14 protein-coding genes are annotated in these 16618 nt (G+C 70.5%); 13 read left to right on the top strand and 1 reads right to left on the bottom strand.

Annotated elements, in window-relative coordinates; translation table 11 throughout:
* The first annotated feature begins 23 nt into the window (after window positions 1-23).
* The 7 genes from SSQG_RS14890 (at window position 24) to SSQG_RS14860 (ending at window position 8506) form a co-directional block, all read left to right on the top strand.
* Window positions 24-1175, top strand: a complete 1152-nt coding sequence (locus SSQG_RS14890; RefSeq protein WP_003990604.1) for a uroporphyrinogen-III synthase — start codon at window positions 24-26, stop codon at window positions 1173-1175.
* A gap of 245 nt (window positions 1176-1420) precedes the next feature.
* Window positions 1421-2014, top strand: coding sequence for a CGNR zinc finger domain-containing protein (locus tag SSQG_RS14885; protein ID WP_003990603.1), 594 nt, complete (start codon window positions 1421-1423; stop codon window positions 2012-2014).
* Between the two features lie 384 nt (window positions 2015-2398).
* Window positions 2399-2920, top strand: coding sequence for a sigma-70 family RNA polymerase sigma factor (locus SSQG_RS14880; protein ID WP_010039908.1), 522 nt, complete (start codon window positions 2399-2401; stop codon window positions 2918-2920).
* On the top strand, window positions 2920-3747 hold the full coding sequence (locus SSQG_RS14875; RefSeq protein ID WP_003990601.1) for an anti-sigma factor family protein: 828 nt from the start codon (window positions 2920-2922) through the stop codon (window positions 3745-3747). The genes SSQG_RS14880 and SSQG_RS14875 overlap by 1 nt, the downstream gene beginning before the upstream one ends.
* Before the next feature lie 61 nt (window positions 3748-3808).
* Window positions 3809-6094: a HelD family protein gene (locus tag SSQG_RS14870; RefSeq protein ID WP_003990600.1), complete on the top strand. Its 2286-nt coding sequence runs from the start codon at window positions 3809-3811 to the stop codon at window positions 6092-6094.
* A gap of 355 nt (window positions 6095-6449) precedes the next feature.
* Entirely contained in the window at window positions 6450-7883 is a 1434-nt protein-coding gene (locus SSQG_RS14865) for an NAD-dependent malic enzyme (RefSeq protein WP_003990599.1), read from the top strand.
* A 341-nt stretch (window positions 7884-8224) separates the two neighbouring features.
* Complete coding sequence (locus SSQG_RS14860; RefSeq protein ID WP_003990598.1) at window positions 8225-8506, top strand: HU family DNA-binding protein; 282 nt, start codon at window positions 8225-8227, stop codon at window positions 8504-8506.
* Window positions 8507-8685: 179 nt separating this feature from the next.
* Here the strand turns inward: SSQG_RS14860 and murA are convergent, their stop codons facing one another.
* The gene (gene murA / locus SSQG_RS14855) at window positions 8686-10026 is read right to left on the bottom strand and encodes a UDP-N-acetylglucosamine 1-carboxyvinyltransferase (protein WP_003990597.1); all 1341 of its coding nucleotides are present in this window, start codon (window positions 10024-10026) and stop codon (window positions 8686-8688) included.
* Between the two features lie 252 nt (window positions 10027-10278).
* Between murA and SSQG_RS14850 the strand changes: the two genes are divergently transcribed.
* From SSQG_RS14850 to SSQG_RS14825, 6 genes are all read left to right on the top strand, one after another.
* Window positions 10279-10851 carry a YqgE/AlgH family protein gene (locus SSQG_RS14850; protein ID WP_039932752.1) on the top strand — a complete coding sequence of 191 codons (573 nt, stop codon included), beginning with the start codon at window positions 10279-10281 and terminating at the stop codon, window positions 10849-10851.
* Window positions 10852-10880: 29 nt separating this feature from the next.
* Window positions 10881-11162 carry a DUF3039 domain-containing protein gene (locus SSQG_RS14845; RefSeq protein ID WP_003990595.1) on the top strand — a complete coding sequence of 94 codons (282 nt, stop codon included), beginning with the start codon at window positions 10881-10883 and terminating at the stop codon, window positions 11160-11162.
* A 211-nt stretch (window positions 11163-11373) separates the two neighbouring features.
* Window positions 11374-12672 carry an extracellular solute-binding protein gene (locus SSQG_RS14840; RefSeq protein ID WP_003990594.1) on the top strand — a complete coding sequence of 433 codons (1299 nt, stop codon included), beginning with the start codon at window positions 11374-11376 and terminating at the stop codon, window positions 12670-12672.
* A 593-nt stretch (window positions 12673-13265) separates the two neighbouring features.
* On the top strand, window positions 13266-14117 hold the full coding sequence (locus SSQG_RS14835) for a carbohydrate ABC transporter permease (protein WP_003990593.1): 852 nt from the start codon (window positions 13266-13268) through the stop codon (window positions 14115-14117).
* Window positions 14114-14959 carry a carbohydrate ABC transporter permease gene (locus SSQG_RS14830; RefSeq protein ID WP_003990592.1) on the top strand — a complete coding sequence of 282 codons (846 nt, stop codon included), beginning with the start codon at window positions 14114-14116 and terminating at the stop codon, window positions 14957-14959. The genes SSQG_RS14835 and SSQG_RS14830 overlap by 4 nt, the downstream gene beginning before the upstream one ends.
* A 59-nt stretch (window positions 14960-15018) precedes the next feature.
* On the top strand, window positions 15019-16587 hold the full coding sequence (locus SSQG_RS14825; protein WP_003990591.1) for a beta-N-acetylhexosaminidase: 1569 nt from the start codon (window positions 15019-15021) through the stop codon (window positions 16585-16587).
* The last annotated feature ends 31 nt before the right edge of the window (window positions 16588-16618 follow it).

Raw genomic sequence — 16618 nt, 5'->3', positions numbered from 1 at the left:
CGACTCGACGCGGGACGAGAGCCATGACCGAGGAACAACAGCGACCGGACCACGGACCCCTTGCGGGGTTCACCGTGGGTGTGACGGCCGCGCGCCGGGCCGACGAACTCGGGGCGCTGCTGCAGCGACGCGGTGCCGCCGTCCTGCACGCCCCTGCCCTGCGGATCGTGCCGCTCGCCGACGATACCGAGCTGCTGGCCGCGACGAAGGAGATCATCCAGCAGGTGCCGGACATCGTGGTCGCCACGACCGCGATCGGCTTCCGGGGCTGGGTCGAGGCCGCCGACGGCTGGGGGCTCGGCGACGACCTGCTGTCGCGTCTCGGCGGCGCACGGATCATGGCGCGGGGGCCCAAGGTCAAGGGCGCGGTGCGGGCGGCCGGGCTGACGGAGGAGTGGTCGCCGTCGTCGGAGTCCATGGCGGAGGTGCTGGACCGGCTGCTGGAGGAGGGCGTCGAGGGCTCGCGGATCGCGATCCAGCTGCACGGCGAGCCGCTGCCCGGGTTCGTGGAGGCGCTGCGGGAGGGCGGGGCCGAGGTCGTCGGCGTGCCGGTGTACCGGTGGATGCCGCCGGAGGACATCGGCCCGGTGGACCGTCTCCTCGACGCGATGGTCTCCCGGGGCCTGGACGCGCTGACCTTCACCAGCGCCCCGGCCGCGGCGTCCCTTCTGTCCCGGGCCGGGGAACGCGGCCTCCTCCCGGAGATCCTGGCCGCCCTGGGCCACGACGTCCTGCCCGCCTGTGTCGGCCCGGTCACCGCGCTGCCGCTCCAGGCCCACGGAGTCGACACGGTCCAGCCCGAACGCTTCCGGCTCGGCCCTCTGGTCCAGCTCCTCTGCCAGGAGCTGCCGGGCCGGGCGCGGACGCTGCCGGTCGCGGGGCACCGGGTGGAGATCCGCGGCCATGCCGTCCTGGTCGACGGCGACCTCAAGCCCGTACCGCCCGCCGGCATGTCCCTCCTCCGCGCCCTGGCCCGCCGTCCCGGCTGGGTGGTCGCCCGCGGGGACCTGCTCCGCGCACTGCCCGGCGCCGGCCGCGACGAACACGCGGTCGAAACGGCCATGGCCCGCCTCCGCACGGCCCTCGGCACCCCCAAGCTGATCCAGACGGTGGTCAAGCGGGGCTACCGCCTGGCCTTGGACCCGGCGGCGGAAACGAAGTACGTGGACGCGTGAGGCGCCCCGCGAGTTGAGCGAAAAACAGCCACGGTGACGCGCGCCGGCGGCCCCAGAGGGTGCTGCCCAGGCGGCGTTCGTCGGCCGGGGCTGATTTCCGGTGCGCGTGGCAGTCCTGCCCGTGCGAGGGGTTTCCGGCGCTGCCGTGGGCAGGCACTGTAAGAGGGAACGGTTTCCCAGCCCCCCTCACTGGCATCTCACCGACCCCTCGCGCTCGAGGGGTACCCCTAGGCGGTGACAGGCACATGGCACTGGGTACGGCCACGGCCCCCTATGAGCTGCGGTTCGATGCCGGGCGGATCTGCCTGGATCTGCTCTCCACCACGCACCCGGAGGAGCGGCTCGACTCCGTGGACGTGCTGCGCGCCTGGATCACCGGCTCCGGGCTCGTCCCGGCGGGCACCGCCCTGGCCCACGTCGACGACGGCTGGCTGGTCGCCTTCCGTGAACTGCGCGTCCACACGGACCGGTTGGTGCGCGGCTGGTCGCGGCCGGGAGCCCGGGCGTACGACCGCGCGCTCGCGCATGTCAACGACCTCGCGCGGACCGCGCCTCCCGCCCCGCGAGCCGTCCGTGGATCGGACGGCGAGCTCGTACGGCAGGTGGACGGCCCGCCCGGCTGCGCCGCCCTGCTCGCGGCCGTCGCCCGGGACGCCGTCGACCTGCTCACCGACCCCGTCGCCCGCGCGGCCCTGCGCCAGTGCGAGGGCGACAACTGCCGGATCGTGTACCTCGACACCTCCCGGGGACGCAGAAGGCGCTGGTGCTCCAGTGAGGTCTGCGGGAACCGCGAACGCGTCGCCCGGCACCGCCGCCGCGCGGCACTCGCTCGCGCTTAGGGGCCCTCTAATTCCCTTTTGCCCCTCGCCGCAAGGGAATTGAGTGCCTGGTACATCCAATTCCTCTGTCCTAATTGCGACTTCTGCGACCGCACTGTCGAAGTGATTTCGATTACATGTCGTTTACCTACGCCCCCGTAGGGAAGCACTGGCTTGATCTTGCCGATGTGGCGGAAATGTAAAGAACGCGGGGTGGGAATGTGACCCCATGTCCCGCTCGTCACGTCATCTCGAAGAAATCTGTCACGTCCCTTTGAACACCCAACGGCTCGCGTCCGTACGGCATGTGGAGCGACCGACTGGGGGAACCCCCGGACACCGGAGGTGGGCGTGCGCAAGGATTCCGTCGTGGCCAATGAACGTGCACCGAGGGCCCGACATCGCATGTCCCAGCCCTCGGAACCCGACGAGGAGTTGATGCGTGCGCTGTATCGCGAACACGCCGGACCCCTGCTCGCGTATGTCCTGCGCCTGGTCGCCGGAGACCGGCAACGCGCCGAGGACGTCGTGCAGGAGACGCTCATCCGTGCCTGGAAGAACGCCGGTCAGCTCAATCGGGCGACCGGATCGGTACGCCCCTGGCTGGTGACGGTCGCCCGGCGCATCGTCATCGACGGCCACCGCAGCCGGCAGGCCCGGCCGCAGGAGGTCGACCCGTCGCCGCTGGAGGTCATCCCCGCGGAGGACGAGATCGACAAGGCGCTGTGGCTGATGACTCTGTCGGACGCACTCGACGACCTGACCCCGGCTCACCGGGAGGTGCTCGTCGAGACGTACTTCAAGGGGCGTACCGTCAATGAGGCGGCCGAGACCCTGGGCATACCCAGCGGCACCGTCCGCTCCAGGGTGTTCTACGCCCTGCGTTCGATGAAGCTGGCACTGGAGGAGCGGGGGGTGACGGCGTGATGAGTGTTTACGGGGGTAACCAAGGGTTCGGTACGGGAGGCATGGGTATGTCTGGTCCCATGCAGGAGTCCCCGGTGCCGAACGAGCACGAGACCGTCGGCGCCTACGCCCTCGGCATCCTCGACGACGCCGAAGCAACCGCTTTCGAAGCCCACCTCGCCACCTGCGAATGGTGCGCCCAGCAGCTCGACGAGCTGGCCGGCATGGAGCCGATGCTCGCCGCCCTCGCCGACCTGCCCGGCTCCGGGACGCCCGCGATCGGCGAGTCGCTGTCGGCCAAGCCCCGCCCGCGCGTGGTGGAGAAGCTCGTCGACGAGGTCGCCGAACGCCGCGCCCAGAAGCGCCGCCGCAGTCTCTACATGGTGGCCGCGGCCGGCGCGCTGATCATCGGCGGTCCCTTCGTCGCCGTCGCGACGAACGGCGGCGGTGACGGCGGCGGCGCGGAGAACCGCCCGCTCGCGTCGAGCCCCGTCAAGGAAGCCTTCGACGGCATCTCCGACAAGATCACCGCCACCGATCCGACCACCAAGGTCACCGCGACGGTCGCCCTCCAGAAGAAGGACTGGGGCACCGGCACGATCCTGGAGCTGAAGAACCTCAAGGGCCCGCAGAAGTGCGCCCTCGTCGCGGTCGGCAAGAACGGCGAGCGCGAGACCCTGTCCTCCTGGTCCGTCCCGGACTGGGGCTACGGCATCCCGGACGCCAAGACCGACCGCGCCAAGGAGCCCCTCTACGTCCAGGGCGGCGCCGCGTTCGACCCGAACCAGATCGACCACTTCGAGGTCGTGAACTTCGACGGCAAGCGGCTCGTCGAGGTCGACGCGTAGCCTTCCGGGGTCCCCTTCGCGTACGGTAGACGGCTGCCATGCACGTCAGAAGGGGGCCCGGGTGGCCGCTCAGGCTCAACAGGAAACCGCGCTCGACTCCCTGCGAGACCGAGAGATCGGCGTCGAACAGGAACACCTGGACCGGGTGTACCTGCGCCTCGAGGAGAAGATCCACGAGGCCGAGTTCCTCATGAACGACGCGGCCCAGCGCGGCCAGGTCGGCACGCCCGGCGCGCTCGCCGAGCGGGACGCGCAGGTCTTCCGGGCGGGCATCCACCTCAACCGGCTCAACAACGAGTTCGAGGACTTCCTCTTCGGCCGCATCGACCTGCTGCTCGGCAAGGACGGCAAGAAGGGACCCGACGGCGCGTACACCGCCGTCGAGCCCGCCGAGGGCGCTGTCCGGGACGACAACACCGCCGACATCGCCGAGACCCTGCACATCGGCCGCATCGGCGTCCTCGACCAGGACTACACCCCCCTGGTCATCGACTGGCGCGCCCCGGCCGCCGCCCCCTTCTACCGCTCCACGCCCGTCGACCCCGGCCGGGTCGTACGGCGCCGGGTCATCCGCTCCAAGGGCCGCAAGGTGCTCGGCGTCGAGGACGACCTCATGCGCCCCGAGCTGAAGGCCCTCCTGGGCGGTCAGGAACTGCCCGTCATCGGCGACGGCGCCCTGATGGCCGCGCTCGGCCAGGCCCGCAGCCACACCATGCGCGACATCGTCGCCTCCATCCAGGCCGAGCAGGACCTGGTCATCCGCGCCCCCGCCGCCTCCGTGACCTACGTCGAGGGCGGCCCCGGCACCGGCAAGACCGCCGTCGCCCTGCACCGCGCCGCCTACCTCCTCTACCAGGACCGGCGCCGGTACGCGGGCGGCATCCTGATCGTCTCGCCGACCCCGCTGCTCGTCGCCTACACCGAGGGTGTGCTGCCCTCCCTCGGCGAGGAGGGCCAGGTCGCCATCCGCGCCATCGGCTCCCTGGTCGAGGGAGCCGAGGCCACGCTCTACGACTCCCCGTCCGTAGCCCGCGCCAAGGGCTCGTCCCGCATGATCAAGGTGCTGCGCAAGGCCGCGCGCGGGGCCCTGGAGCTGAACGACTCACCGACCCGGCTGCGCGTGGTCGCCTTCGGCCGCCGGCTGGAGCTGGAGGCCGAGGAGCTGGCGGGCATCCGCCGCGCCGTCCTCGGCGGCACCGCCCCCGTCAACCTGCTGCGCCCCCGCGCCCGCAAACTGCTCCTGGACGCCCTGTGGGAGCGGTCCGGCGCGGCGGGCCGGCACAGCGACCCGGAACTCGCCGCCGAGCTGCGCTCCTCCTTCGACGAGGACATCACCTCCGAGGACTCCTTCATCGCCTTCCTCGACGCCTGGTGGCCGGAGCTGACCCCGGCGGCCGTCCTGGCCGCCATGGCCGACGAGCGCCGCCTCGGCCGCTGGGCCCGGCGGATCATGAACCCCGGCGAGGTCCGCAGGGTCGCCCGCTCCCTCAGGCGCGACGGCAGCTCCGTGCACGACATCGCGATGCTCGACGAGCTCCAGGCCATCCTCGGCGCCCCGGCCCGCCCCCGGAAGAAGCGCGACCTCGACCCGCTCGACCAGCTCACCGGCCTGGAGGAGCTGATGCCGGTGCGCGAGGAGTCGCAGCGCGAGCGCGCCGAGCGGCTGGCGGCGGAGCGCACCGAGTACGCCCACGTCATCGTCGACGAGGCCCAGGACCTCACACCCATGCAGTGGCGCATGGTCGGCCGCCGTGGCCGGCACGCCACCTGGACGGTCGTCGGCGACCCGGCCCAGTCCTCCTGGTCCGACCCGGACGAGGCCGCCGAGGCCCGCGACGAGGCCCTCGGCACCCGCCCGCGCCGCCGCTTCGAGCTCACCGTGAACTACCGCAACCCGGCCGAGATCGCCGAGCTGGCCTCGAAGGTGCTGGCCCTCGCGATGCCCGGCTCCGAATCCCCGAGAGCGGTCCGCTCCACGGGCGTCGAGCCCCGTTTCACGGTCGTCGAGGACACCCTCGGCGAGACCGTCCGCAACGAGGCGGCCCGGCTGCTGGAGCGTGTCGACGGCACCGTCGGCGTGGTCGTCGCCATGCAGCGCCGCGAGGAGGCCCGCCGCTGGCTCGCCGGGCTCGGCGACCGGGTCGTGGCACTCGGCAGCCTGGAGGCGAAGGGCCTGGAGTACGACGCGACGGTCGTGGTCTCCCCGGCGGAGATCGCCGACGAGTCCCCGGCCGGCCTGCGTGTGCTCTACGTCGCGCTGACCCGGGCCACCCAGCAGCTCACGGTCGTCTCGGCACAGCGGGACGAGCCGGACGCGGCGGGTGTGCCCGACCTTCTCAGGGACTGAGAGTGACCGGCTCAGGAACCGGGGCTCGATACCCACTTGTCGGTGAAATGAACTCCCGGTACGGGAATGGCCTTACGGGATCTGTTTGTTAGCCTGGATGTGGCACCGGCCCGATCCAAGCCCCCGGGCCCAACCATCGTCGCTACGAGCGACCACTTGCCGCGAGGCGAGCATGGCGGGTCGGTGCCACCTGAACTTCGAAAGAGACCCACGTCCGCGTGACGTGGGTCTCTTTTTGCTGACCCGTTCCGCGAACAAAACGTTCGCAATAGAGGGCGGCTACCTGATACTCAGCGGTAGGTGCGACGATCGGACGGCACAACTCAGCGTCAGGTGAAAGCAGAGGAAGTCGGCCATGGCAACGGCGCCCAGCGTCTCCTACTCGATGACGGTCCGGCTGGAGGTGCCCGCGAGCGGAACCGCCGTCTCGCAGCTCACCACCGCCGTGGAGTCCTCCGGAGGCTCGGTGACCGGCCTCGACGTCACCGCGTCCGGTCACGAGAAGCTCCGTATCGACGTCACCATCGCGGCCTCGTCGACCGCGCACGCGGACGAGATCGTCGAGGAACTCCGCGGCATCGAGGGCGTCACCCTGGGCAAGGTCTCGGACCGGACCTTCCTCATGCACCTCGGCGGCAAGATCGAGATGGCGTCGAAGCACCCCATCCGCAACCGTGACGACCTGTCCATGGTCTACACGCCGGGCGTGGCCCGCGTCTGCATGGCGATCGCCGAGAACCCCGAGGACGCCCGCCGCCTCACCATCAAGCGCAACTCCGTTGCGGTCGTGACGGACGGTTCCGCCGTGCTGGGCCTCGGCAACATCGGCCCGAAGGCCGCGCTGCCCGTGATGGAGGGCAAGGCGGCCCTCTTCAAGCGGTTCGCCGGCATCGACGCCTGGCCGATCTGCCTGGACACCCAGGACACCGACGCGATCGTCGAGATCGTCAAGGCGATCGCCCCCGGCTTCGCCGGCATCAACCTCGAGGACATCTCCGCGCCGCGCTGCTTCGAGATCGAGGCCCGGCTGCGCGAGGCCCTCGACATCCCCGTCTTCCACGACGACCAGCACGGCACCGCGATCGTCGTCCTCGCCTCGCTCACCAACGCGCTGCGCGTCACGGGCAAGGCGATCGAGAACATCCGCGTCGTCATGTCCGGCGCCGGCGCCGCCGGTACGGCCATCCTCAAACTGCTGCTCGCCGCCGGTGTGAAGAACGCCGTCGTGGCGGACATCCACGGCGTCGTGCACGCCGACCGCGAGGACCTCGTGGACGCCGCCCCGGACTCGGCGCTGCGCTGGATCGCCGACAACACCAACCCCGAGGGCCTGACGGGCACGCTCAAGGAGGCCGTGCGCGGCGCCGACGTCTTCATCGGCGTCTCGGCCCCGAACGTCCTCGACGGCGACGACGTGGCCGCCATGGCCGACGGGGCGATCGTGTTCGCTCTCGCGAACCCCGACCCCGAGGTCGACCCGGCAATCGCCCGTCAGACCGCAGCGGTTGTGGCCACCGGCCGCTCCGACTTCCCGAACCAGATCAACAACGTGCTGGTCTTCCCGGGTGTCTTCCGCGGTCTGCTGGACGCCCAGTCGCGCACGGTCAACACCGAGATGATGCTGGCCGCGGCCACGGCCCTCGCGGACGTGGTGACCGAGGACGAGCTGAACCCGAACTACATCATCCCGAGCGTCTTCAACGACAAGGTCGCGGGCGCCGTCGCCGGGGCGGTGCGGGAAGCCGCCAAGGCCGTGGGTGCGGCGGCGATCAGCCCCTCCGGCGTCTGAAAAACGCGCTCGGGGGAACCCGCAAGGAGTCCGCGGACGGTCGGTCCCCGGACTGTGAGTAACCCCACGGCGGCCGGGAAACCGGCGCGTCGCAAGACCCCCGTCAGCTGCGGAGCTATCGTGGCGCCAGGCTCAGGCCCTCTTTTCGTGTGACTCCTCCAGGGTGTTCTCACGACTCCTGCGGGTGCCGGATTGGCTTTCCCGCCGCAGGTAGAGGCAGGATGCCTCACTGGGCGCGAGGGTCTGACGACGGACCCGGATCCGGGGACTCCTAGAGGACCCCTGGCAGCATCGGCTTCGATCTGACGCCTCAACGGCAAGATGAACACGGGAGTAACAACATGAACCGCAGTGAGCTGGTGGCCGCGCTGGCCGACCGCGCCGAGGTGACTCGCAAGGACGCCGACGCCGTGCTGGCCGCGTTCGCCGACGTCGTCGGCGACATCGTCTCCAAGGGGGACGAGAAGGTCACCATCCCCGGCTTCCTGACCTTCGAGCGCACCCACCGTGCCGCTCGCACCGCCCGCAACCCGCAGACCGGCGAGCCCATCCAGATTCCGGCCGGCTACAGCGTGAAGGTCTCCGCGGGCTCGAAGCTCAAGGAAGCGGCCAAGGGCAAGTAAGCAGCTCCGTACAAGCGCCGTGGGTATCTGCGGGCCGCCAGTGGCTGGTCGCGCAGTTCCCCGCGCCCCTCAGGGGGTGCGCCCCACGGCGCGTTGTTCACCGAGAGCCGCATGAACGCCGAGGGGCGGCCACCTGGATCCAGGTGGCCGCCCCTCGGCGTTTCGGCGTTCGCGCGAAACTATCCCAGCGCCTTGCCGGGCAGCTCGACCTTCGCGCCCAGCTCCATGAGCTTCTCCATGAAGTTCTCGTAGCCGCGGTTGATGAGGCCGATGCCGTGGACGCGGGACGTGCCCTGGGCCGCAAGGGCCGCGATGAGGTACGAGAAGCCGCCTCGGAGGTCGGGGATGACCAGGTCGGCGCCCTGGAGCTTGGTCGGGCCGGAGACGACGGCCGAGTGGAGGAAGTTGCGCTGGCCGAAGCGGCAGTCGGAGCCGCCCAGGCACTCGCGGTAGAGCTGGATGTGGGCGCCCATCTGGTTCAGGGCCGAGGTGAAGCCGAGACGGGACTCGTAGACCGTCTCGTGGATGATGGACAGGCCCGTGGCCTGCGTGAGGGCCACCACCAGGGGCTGCTGCCAGTCGGTCTGGAAGCCGGGGTGGACGTCCGTCTCCAGCGCGATGGACTTCAGCTGGCCGCCGGGGTGCCAGAAGCGGATGCCCTCGTCGTCGATCTCGAAGGCCCCGCCCACCTTCCGGTAGGTGTTGAGGAACGTCATCATCGAGCGCTGCTGGGCGCCCCGGACGTAGATGTTGCCCTCGGTCGCCAGCGCCGCCGACGCCCAGGACGCGGCCTCCAGGCGGTCCGAGAGGGCGTGGTGGGTGTAGCCGCCGAGTTTGTCCACACCGGTGATGCGGATGGTCCGGTCGGTGTCCATCGCGATGATCGCGCCCATCTTCTGCAGCACGCAGATGAGGTCCTCGATCTCCGGCTCGACAGCCGCGTTGGACAGCTCGGTGACGCCCTCGGCGAGGACCGCCGTCAGCAGTACCTGCTCGGTCGCGCCCACGGACGGGTACGGCAGCCGGATCTTCGTGCCCCGCAGCCGCTGCGGAGCCTCCAGGTACTGTCCGTCCTCCCGCTTCTCGATGCGCGCGCCGAACTGCCGCAGCACGTCGAAGTGGAAGTCGATGGGCCGGCCGCCGATGTCGCAGCCGCCGAGACCCGGGATGAAGGCGTGCCCCAGACGGTGCAGCAGCGGGCCGCAGAACAGGATCGGGATACGGCTGGAGCCCGCGTGGGCATCGATGTCAGCGACGTTCGCGCTCTCCACGCGCGTCGGGTCCATCACCAGTTCGCCGGGCTCGTCACCCGGACGGACCGTCACACCGTGGAGCTGCAGCAGACCCCGTACGACCCGTACGTCACGGATGTCCGGAACATTGCGCAGCCGACTCGGAGCGCTGCCCAGCAGCGCTGCGACCATGGCCTTCGGTACGAGGTTCTTCGCACCGCGGACACGGATCTCGCCCTCGAGCGGGGTTCCGCCGTGGACAAGCAGGACATCGTCGTTGACGGTCATGAATCTCGCGTTCCGTGGAGTCGGGCAGGGGTCAGAAGGGAAAGGGTAATCGCCCACCACCCCCCTTCTGTAAGCCTGAGTCAGACCCAGCCACGTCATAGCTCTGTCACAACACGAACCGTTTCGCGCCGGGCACAAGGGGTCACGGTCGCTTTCGTGCGCCCGGGGCGCGTCGGTACGCCCTGAGCTGCGTTCCCTCCCGTCCCCGCATTGCCGCCCCACGCGGAGGGAAGATGCGGGATCATGTCTGGCATGACCGAGGTGTCCTCGCTCACAGGGCGGTTGCTCGTGGCCACGCCCGCCCTGGCGGACCCGAACTTCGACCGTGCCGTGGTGCTGCTCCTCGACCACGACGAGGAGGGCTCCCTCGGCGTCGTCCTCAATCGGCCCACCCCGGTGGACGTGGACGACATCCTGGAGGGCTGGGGGGATCTCGCCGGCGAGCCCGGCGTCGTCTTCCAGGGCGGTCCGGTGTCGCTGGACTCGGCCCTCGGTGTCGGGGTCGTCCCAGGCGGCGCGCTGGGGGAGGCCGCCCCGCTGGGCTGGCGACGGGTGCACGGCGCGATCGGTCTGGTCGATCTGGAGGCCCCGCCGGAACTGCTGGCCTCCGCCCTCGGCTCCCTGCGGATCTTCGCCGGATACGCCGGATGGGGCCCGGGCCAGCTGGAGGAGGAGCTGGTGGACGGTGCGTGGTACGTCGTCGAGTCGGAGCCCGGTGACGTCTCCTGCCCCTCCCCGGAGCGGCTCTGGCGCGAGGTGCTGCGCCGCCAGCGCAGCGAGCTGGCGATGGTGGCCACCTATCCGGACGACCCGTCGCTCAACTGATGTCTGTGAGCTTCAGTACGCTTGGCTCTATGAGCACTCTCGAGCCCGAGCGCGGGACTGGTACGGGGACCCTCGTAGAGCCGACGCCACAGACCTCCCACGGTGACGGTGACCACGAGCGCTTCGCCCATTACGTCCAGAAGGACAAGATCATGGCGAGCGCCCTCGACGGCACCCCCGTCGTGGCGCTGTGCGGCAAGGTCTGGGTGCCGGGCCGCGACCCGAAGAAGTACCCCGTGTGCCCCATGTGCAAGGAGATCTACGAGTCGATGAGCTCCGGCGACGACGACAAGGGCAAGGGCGACAAGTAACGCCCGCCCGCGCGGTGTAAGGCCTCCAGGGTGCGTTTTGCGTGCCCTGGGGGCTTTTGTGCTGTCCGGGCGTTGCGCGGGGTGCGTCTGCCGGTCACAGAGTGGTTGAGACCTCTTGTGGGCGTGTTCATGCAGTCCCTAGCCTCCGGTGTGTTGTGCACAGCGAAACCTTCATTGCGCATGTTGCAACACTCCCTCGGAGGAGCACTCCATGAAGCTGTCCGTCCGTTTTGCCGGGCTCACCGCGCTCGCCGCCCTCCTGGCCACCGCCTGCGCGCCCCAGACCTCCTCGAACTCCTCCTCCGGCGAGGACGAGAAGACCGGCACGCTGCGCGTGTGGCTCTTCCAGGAGGTCGGCAACGCCCCCAAGCAGAAGGTCGTCGACTCGGTCGTCGCCGGCTTCGAGAAGGCCCACAAGGGCACCGAGGTCAACGTCGAGTACATCCCGATCGACACCCGCGCGCAGCGCGTCAAGGCCGCCTTCAACGACCCCGGCTCCGCTCCGGACGTCATGGAGTACGGCAACACCGACACGGCCGGCTACGTGAAGGACGGCGGACTCCTCGACGTCACCGAGGAGTTCGGCGACTGGAGCGAGGCGAAGGACACCGACCCCACCGCGAAGCAGTCGGTGACGGTGGACGGCAAGATGTACGGCGCCCCGTTCTACGTCGGCGTCCGCGCCCTGTACTACCGCACGGACGTCTTCGAGGAGCTGGGCCTGGCCGTCCCGAAGACCATGGCCGAACTGGCCGCCACCGCCCGGAAGATACGCGCCGCGCGGCCCGACCTCTACGGGCTCGTGGTCGGCGGCGCCTACACCTACGGCGCGATGCCGTTCGTCTGGGCCAACGGCGGGGAACTCGCGAGCGGAAAGGGCGGTTCGTACGCCTCCGGCATCGACAGCCCGGAAGCCCGCAAGGGCATCGAGGAGTACACCTCGCTCTTCGGCGACGACAACTGTCCCGCCGCCAAGTGCGCGGGCATGGGCGGCAACGACACGGTCTCCGCGTTCGCCGCGGGCAAGGCCGGGATGGCGATCGGCGGCGACTTCAGCCACACCGCCGTCGAGGCCGGGAAGGTCAAGGGCAAGTACGCCGTGGTCCCCCTGCCGGGCGTGAAGTCCGGCTCCATCGCCCCCGCGTTCGCGGGCGGCAACAACATCGGCGTCCTGAAGAGCACCTCGCACCGCACGCTCGCCGTCGACCTGATGGAACGGCTCGCCTCGAAGAAGACGCAGGCGGAGCTGTTCGACGCGATGGGCTTCCTGCCGACCTTCACGGACGTACGGCAGCAGGCCGCGGCGAAGGAGCCGTTCGTGAAGCCCTTCGTGCAGACGCTCTCCGCCGGCACCAAGTTCGTCCCCGCGTCGCCCGCCTGGGCCCAGATCGACTCCTCGCTCGTCCTGCCCACGATGTTCCAGCAGATCATCAGCGGCAAGAAGGACGTGCCCGCGGCCTCCGAGGACGCCGCGAAGAAGATGAACACCGCGTTCGGCTCCGCCGGGTGAGCCGGGTGAACGACCGTAGCGAATCGGCGGGAGCCGACCTCGCCGCGACCGGCGCCGCCGAGGTCGGTCCGCCCGCTGCCGGCTTGCCCGGAACCGCCGGGGCGGGGGGAGGCCCTGCCGGGTCTGACGGGGCAGGAGCCGGTCGCGCGGGGCCTGCGGGCACGGCGGGCGGTCCGGTCGGGAAGGTCTCGGCGGGAGCCGCACGTGACCTGCCCGGCGGCCATGCCACCCCCGCTCCCGCGAGCATCACCGCAGCACCCGGTGGTCCGGCCGGGGATCGCACCGACGAGGCCTGCGCCGGGGAGGGCGGTGGTGAGGCTCGCGCAGGGGATCGCACCGGCGAGGCCCGTGCCGGGGATCGCACCGGCGAGGCCTGCACCGGGGAGGGTGGTGGAGAGGCCCGTGCCGGGGATCGCACCGGCGAGACCCGCACCGGGGAGGGCGGTGGTGAGGCTCGCGCCGGGGAGGGCGGTGGTTCGCCGGGTCGGCCTTCGGCCACGGTCGTCGGCAAGGCGCGGAGCGGGCGACCGGGGCCGCGTCCGGCCGCGCCCGGCAGATCCGTCGGAGCCTCCGGGCGCGGCCGGACGCCGTGGCTGTATCTCGCGCCCGCACTCGTCGTGCTCGGCGGGCTGCTCGTCTATCCCGTCTACCAGCTCGGCCTGATCTCGTTCTTCGAGTACACGCAGGCCCAGGTCAGTGGCGGGGAGCCGACCGCGTTCCGGGGGTTCGGCAACTACGCCGAGCTGTTCGGGGACCCGCAGTTCTGGCAGGTGCTGCTCGCCACCGTGCTGTTCGCGGCGGCCTGCGTCGTCTCCACCCTCGCCGTCGGCTGCGCCCTCGCCGTGCTGCTCACCCGCGTACGGGCCCTGCCGAGGCTCGCGTTGATGCTGGCGGCCATGGGCGCCTGGGCGACCCCCGCCGTGACCGGCTCCACCGTCTGGCTGTTCCTCTTCGACCCGGACTTCGGCCCGGTGAACCGGATGCTGGGCCTCGGCGACTACGCGTGGACGTACGGACGGCTCAGCGCCTTCTTCCTCGTCCTGCTCGAAGTGGTGTGGTGCTCCTTCCCGTTCGTCATGGTGACGGTCTACGCCGGTATCCGCGCCGTACCGGCCGAGGTCCTGGAGGCCGCCGCCCTGGACGGCGCCTCGCAGTGGCGTACCTGGCGCTCCGTACTCGCCCCGATGCTCCGGCCGATCCTGGTCGTCGTCACCATCCAGTCGGTCATCTGGGACTTCAAGGTCTTCACCCAGATCTACGTCATGACGAACGGCGGCGGCATCGCCGGCCAGAACCTCGTCCTCAACGTCTACGCCTACCAGCAGGCCTTCGCGTCCTCGCAGTACGGCCTCGGCTCGGCGATCGGCGTCGTGATGCTGCTGATCCTGCTCGCCGTCACGCTGGTGTACCTGCGGCTGCTGCGCCGGCAGGGGGAGGAACTGTGAATCTTCCACGCGCCCGGGTCCGCCGGCCGGGGCGGCTCGCCACCGAGGCCGCCGCCCTGCTGATCGCGGTCGTCGTCGCCTTCCCGCTGTACTGGATGGTGCTCAGCGCCTTCAAACCGGCCGGGGAGATCGAGTCGTCCGAGCCCCGGCCCTGGACTCTCGCCCCGTCTCTGGACGCCTTCCGGCGCGTCTTCGGGCAGCAGGAATTCGGCCGTTACTTCCTCAACAGCCTCGTCGTCGCGGGCTGTGTGGTGATCGCCTCCGCGCTCATCGCGTTTCTCGCCGCGACCGCCGTGACCCGATTCCGGTTCCGGCTGCGGACCACCCTGCTGATCATGTTTCTGATCGCCCAGATGGTGCCCGTGGAAGCCCTCACGATCCCCCTCTTCTTCCTGATGCGGGACTTCGGTCAGCTGAACACACTGGGCTCGCTGATCCTGCCCCACATCGCCTTCTCGCTGCCCTTCGCGATCTGGATGCTGCGGGGGTTCGTGAAAGCCGTTCCGGAGGCGCTGGAGGAGGCCGCGTACATCGACGGGGCGAGTCGGGCGCGATTCCTCTGGCAGATCCTTTTCCCGCTCGTCCTGCCGGGTCTCGTGGCCACCAGCGTGTTTTCCTTCATCTCCGCCTGGAACGACTTCCTGTTCGCCAAGTCGTTCATCATCAGTGACACCTCCCAGTCGACGCTGCCCATGGCGCTGCTGGTCTTCTACAAGCCCGACGACCCGGACTGGGGCGGCGTCATGGCGGCGTCCACGGTGATGACGATTCCGGTGCTGATCTTCTTCGTACTCGTGCAGCGACGGCTGGTGTCGGGGCTGGGCGGGGCGGTAAAGGACTGACGTGACTGAACTGATTCCCGGCTCCCCGCGATGTCGCCGCCGGTTCCGGCGAGGTACGGCTGACGGAGCACTCCCGGCTCCACGCCGGCACCGGGACGCAGGGCGCCGCCCACTGGCTGCGCACCGCCCTCCGGCAGGCGACCGGCCTGCCGCTGCGCGAGGCACGCGAGCCCGATGACGCCGGCGGCGACGGCATCGGGCTCCGGCTCGCCCCCGGGCTCGGTCCCGAGGAGTACCGCCTCGTCAGCGACCGGAACGGCGTCCTCGTCGAGGGCGGCGACGCGGCCGGCGTCTTCTGGGGCGCCCAGACCCTGCGGCAGCTCCTCGGGCCCGACGCGTACCGCAGGGCCCCGCTCGACCGCGACCGCGACTGGGCCGTGCCGTACCTCACGATCGAGGACGCCCCCCGATTCCGCTGGCGGGGCCTCATGCTCGACGTCGCCCGGCACTTCATGCCCAAGGAAGGCGTCCTGCGTTACCTCGATCTGATGGCGGCGCACAAACTCAACGTCTTCCACTTCCATCTGACGGACGACCAGGGCTGGCGCATCGAGATCCAGCGGCACCCGAGGCTGACGGAGATCGGCTCCTGGCGCGCCCGTACGAAAACCGGCCATCGTGCCTCGCCGCTGTGGGAGGAGAAGCCGCACGGCGGCTACTACACCCGGGACGACATCCGGGAGATCGTGGCGTACGCCGCCGAGCGGCATATCACCGTCGTCCCCGAAATCGACGTACCCGGCCACTCGCAGGCCGCCATCGCCGCGTACCCGGAACTCGGCAACACCGACGTCATCGACACGACCGCCCTCTCCGTCTGGGACACCTGGGGAATCAACCCGAACGTACTCGCCCCCACTGACAACACCCTGCGCTTCTACGAGGGCGTCTTCGAGGAAGTACTCGAGCTGTTCCCCTCGGAGTTCGTCCACGTCGGCGGCGACGAATGCCCCAAGGACCAGTGGCGGCGGTCGAAGACCGCGCAGGCGCGCATCAGGGAACTCGGGCTCGCGGACGAGGACGAGCTCCAGTCCTGGTTCATCGGGCACTTCGACTCCTGGCTCGCCGCGCGCGGCCGCCGGCTGATCGGCTGGGACGAGATCCTGGAGGGCGGGCTCGCCGAGGGCGCGGCCGTGTCCTCCTGGCGCGGCTACGCCGGAGGCATCGCCGCAGCCCGGGCCGGCCACGACGTCGTCATGTGCCCCGAGCAGCAGGTGTACCTGGACCACCGTCAGGACCCGGGCCCCGAGGAGCCGGTACCGATCGGGTGGGTCCGCACCCTGGAGGACGTCTACCGGTTCGAGCCCGTTCCACCGGAGTTGACGCCCGACGAGGCCCGGCACGTGCTGGGCACGCAGGCCAACCTGTGGACCGAGGTGATGGAGGACCACGCGCGCGTGGACTACCAGGCCTTCCCCCGTCTCGCGGCGTTCGCGGAGGTCGCCTGGAGCGCCCTGCCCGACCCGGCGGAACGGGACTTCGACGGTTTCCAGCGCCGTATGACCGCCCACTACCGGCGGCTGGACGCCCTGGGCGTCGCCTACCGGCCCCCCACGGGACCGCTGCCCTGGCAGCGGCGCCCCGGGGTGCTGGGGCGCCCGATCGACGGCCCGCCGCCCAGCCGGTAGCGCCGGCCGTCACGACCGAACAGCTCGAACA

This window comes from Streptomyces viridochromogenes DSM 40736 (genome assembly GCF_000158955.1).
Classification (GTDB): Bacteria; Actinomycetota; Actinomycetes; order Streptomycetales; family Streptomycetaceae; genus Streptomyces; species Streptomyces venetus.
Note: the sequence above shows the minus strand (reverse complement) of the source record. Positions and strands in the feature narration are given on the sequence as shown.

Coding starts and splice junctions, on each gene's coding strand:
- SSQG_RS14890 (WP_003990604.1), top strand. CDS start 24: ATGACCGAGGAACAACAGCGACCGGACCACGGACCCCTTGCGGGGTTC.
- SSQG_RS14885 (WP_003990603.1), top strand. CDS start 1,421: ATGGCACTGGGTACGGCCACGGCCCCCTATGAGCTGCGGTTCGATGCC.
- SSQG_RS14880 (WP_010039908.1), top strand. CDS start 2,399: ATGTCCCAGCCCTCGGAACCCGACGAGGAGTTGATGCGTGCGCTGTAT.
- SSQG_RS14875 (WP_003990601.1), top strand. CDS start 2,920: ATGAGTGTTTACGGGGGTAACCAAGGGTTCGGTACGGGAGGCATGGGT.
- SSQG_RS14865 (WP_003990599.1), top strand. CDS start 6,450: ATGGCAACGGCGCCCAGCGTCTCCTACTCGATGACGGTCCGGCTGGAG.
- SSQG_RS14860 (WP_003990598.1), top strand. CDS start 8,225: ATGAACCGCAGTGAGCTGGTGGCCGCGCTGGCCGACCGCGCCGAGGTG.
- murA (WP_003990597.1), bottom strand. CDS start 10,026: ATGACCGTCAACGACGATGTCCTGCTTGTCCACGGCGGAACCCCGCTC.
- SSQG_RS14850 (WP_039932752.1), top strand. CDS start 10,279: ATGACCGAGGTGTCCTCGCTCACAGGGCGGTTGCTCGTGGCCACGCCC.
- SSQG_RS14845 (WP_003990595.1), top strand. CDS start 10,881: ATGAGCACTCTCGAGCCCGAGCGCGGGACTGGTACGGGGACCCTCGTA.
- SSQG_RS14840 (WP_003990594.1), top strand. CDS start 11,374: ATGAAGCTGTCCGTCCGTTTTGCCGGGCTCACCGCGCTCGCCGCCCTC.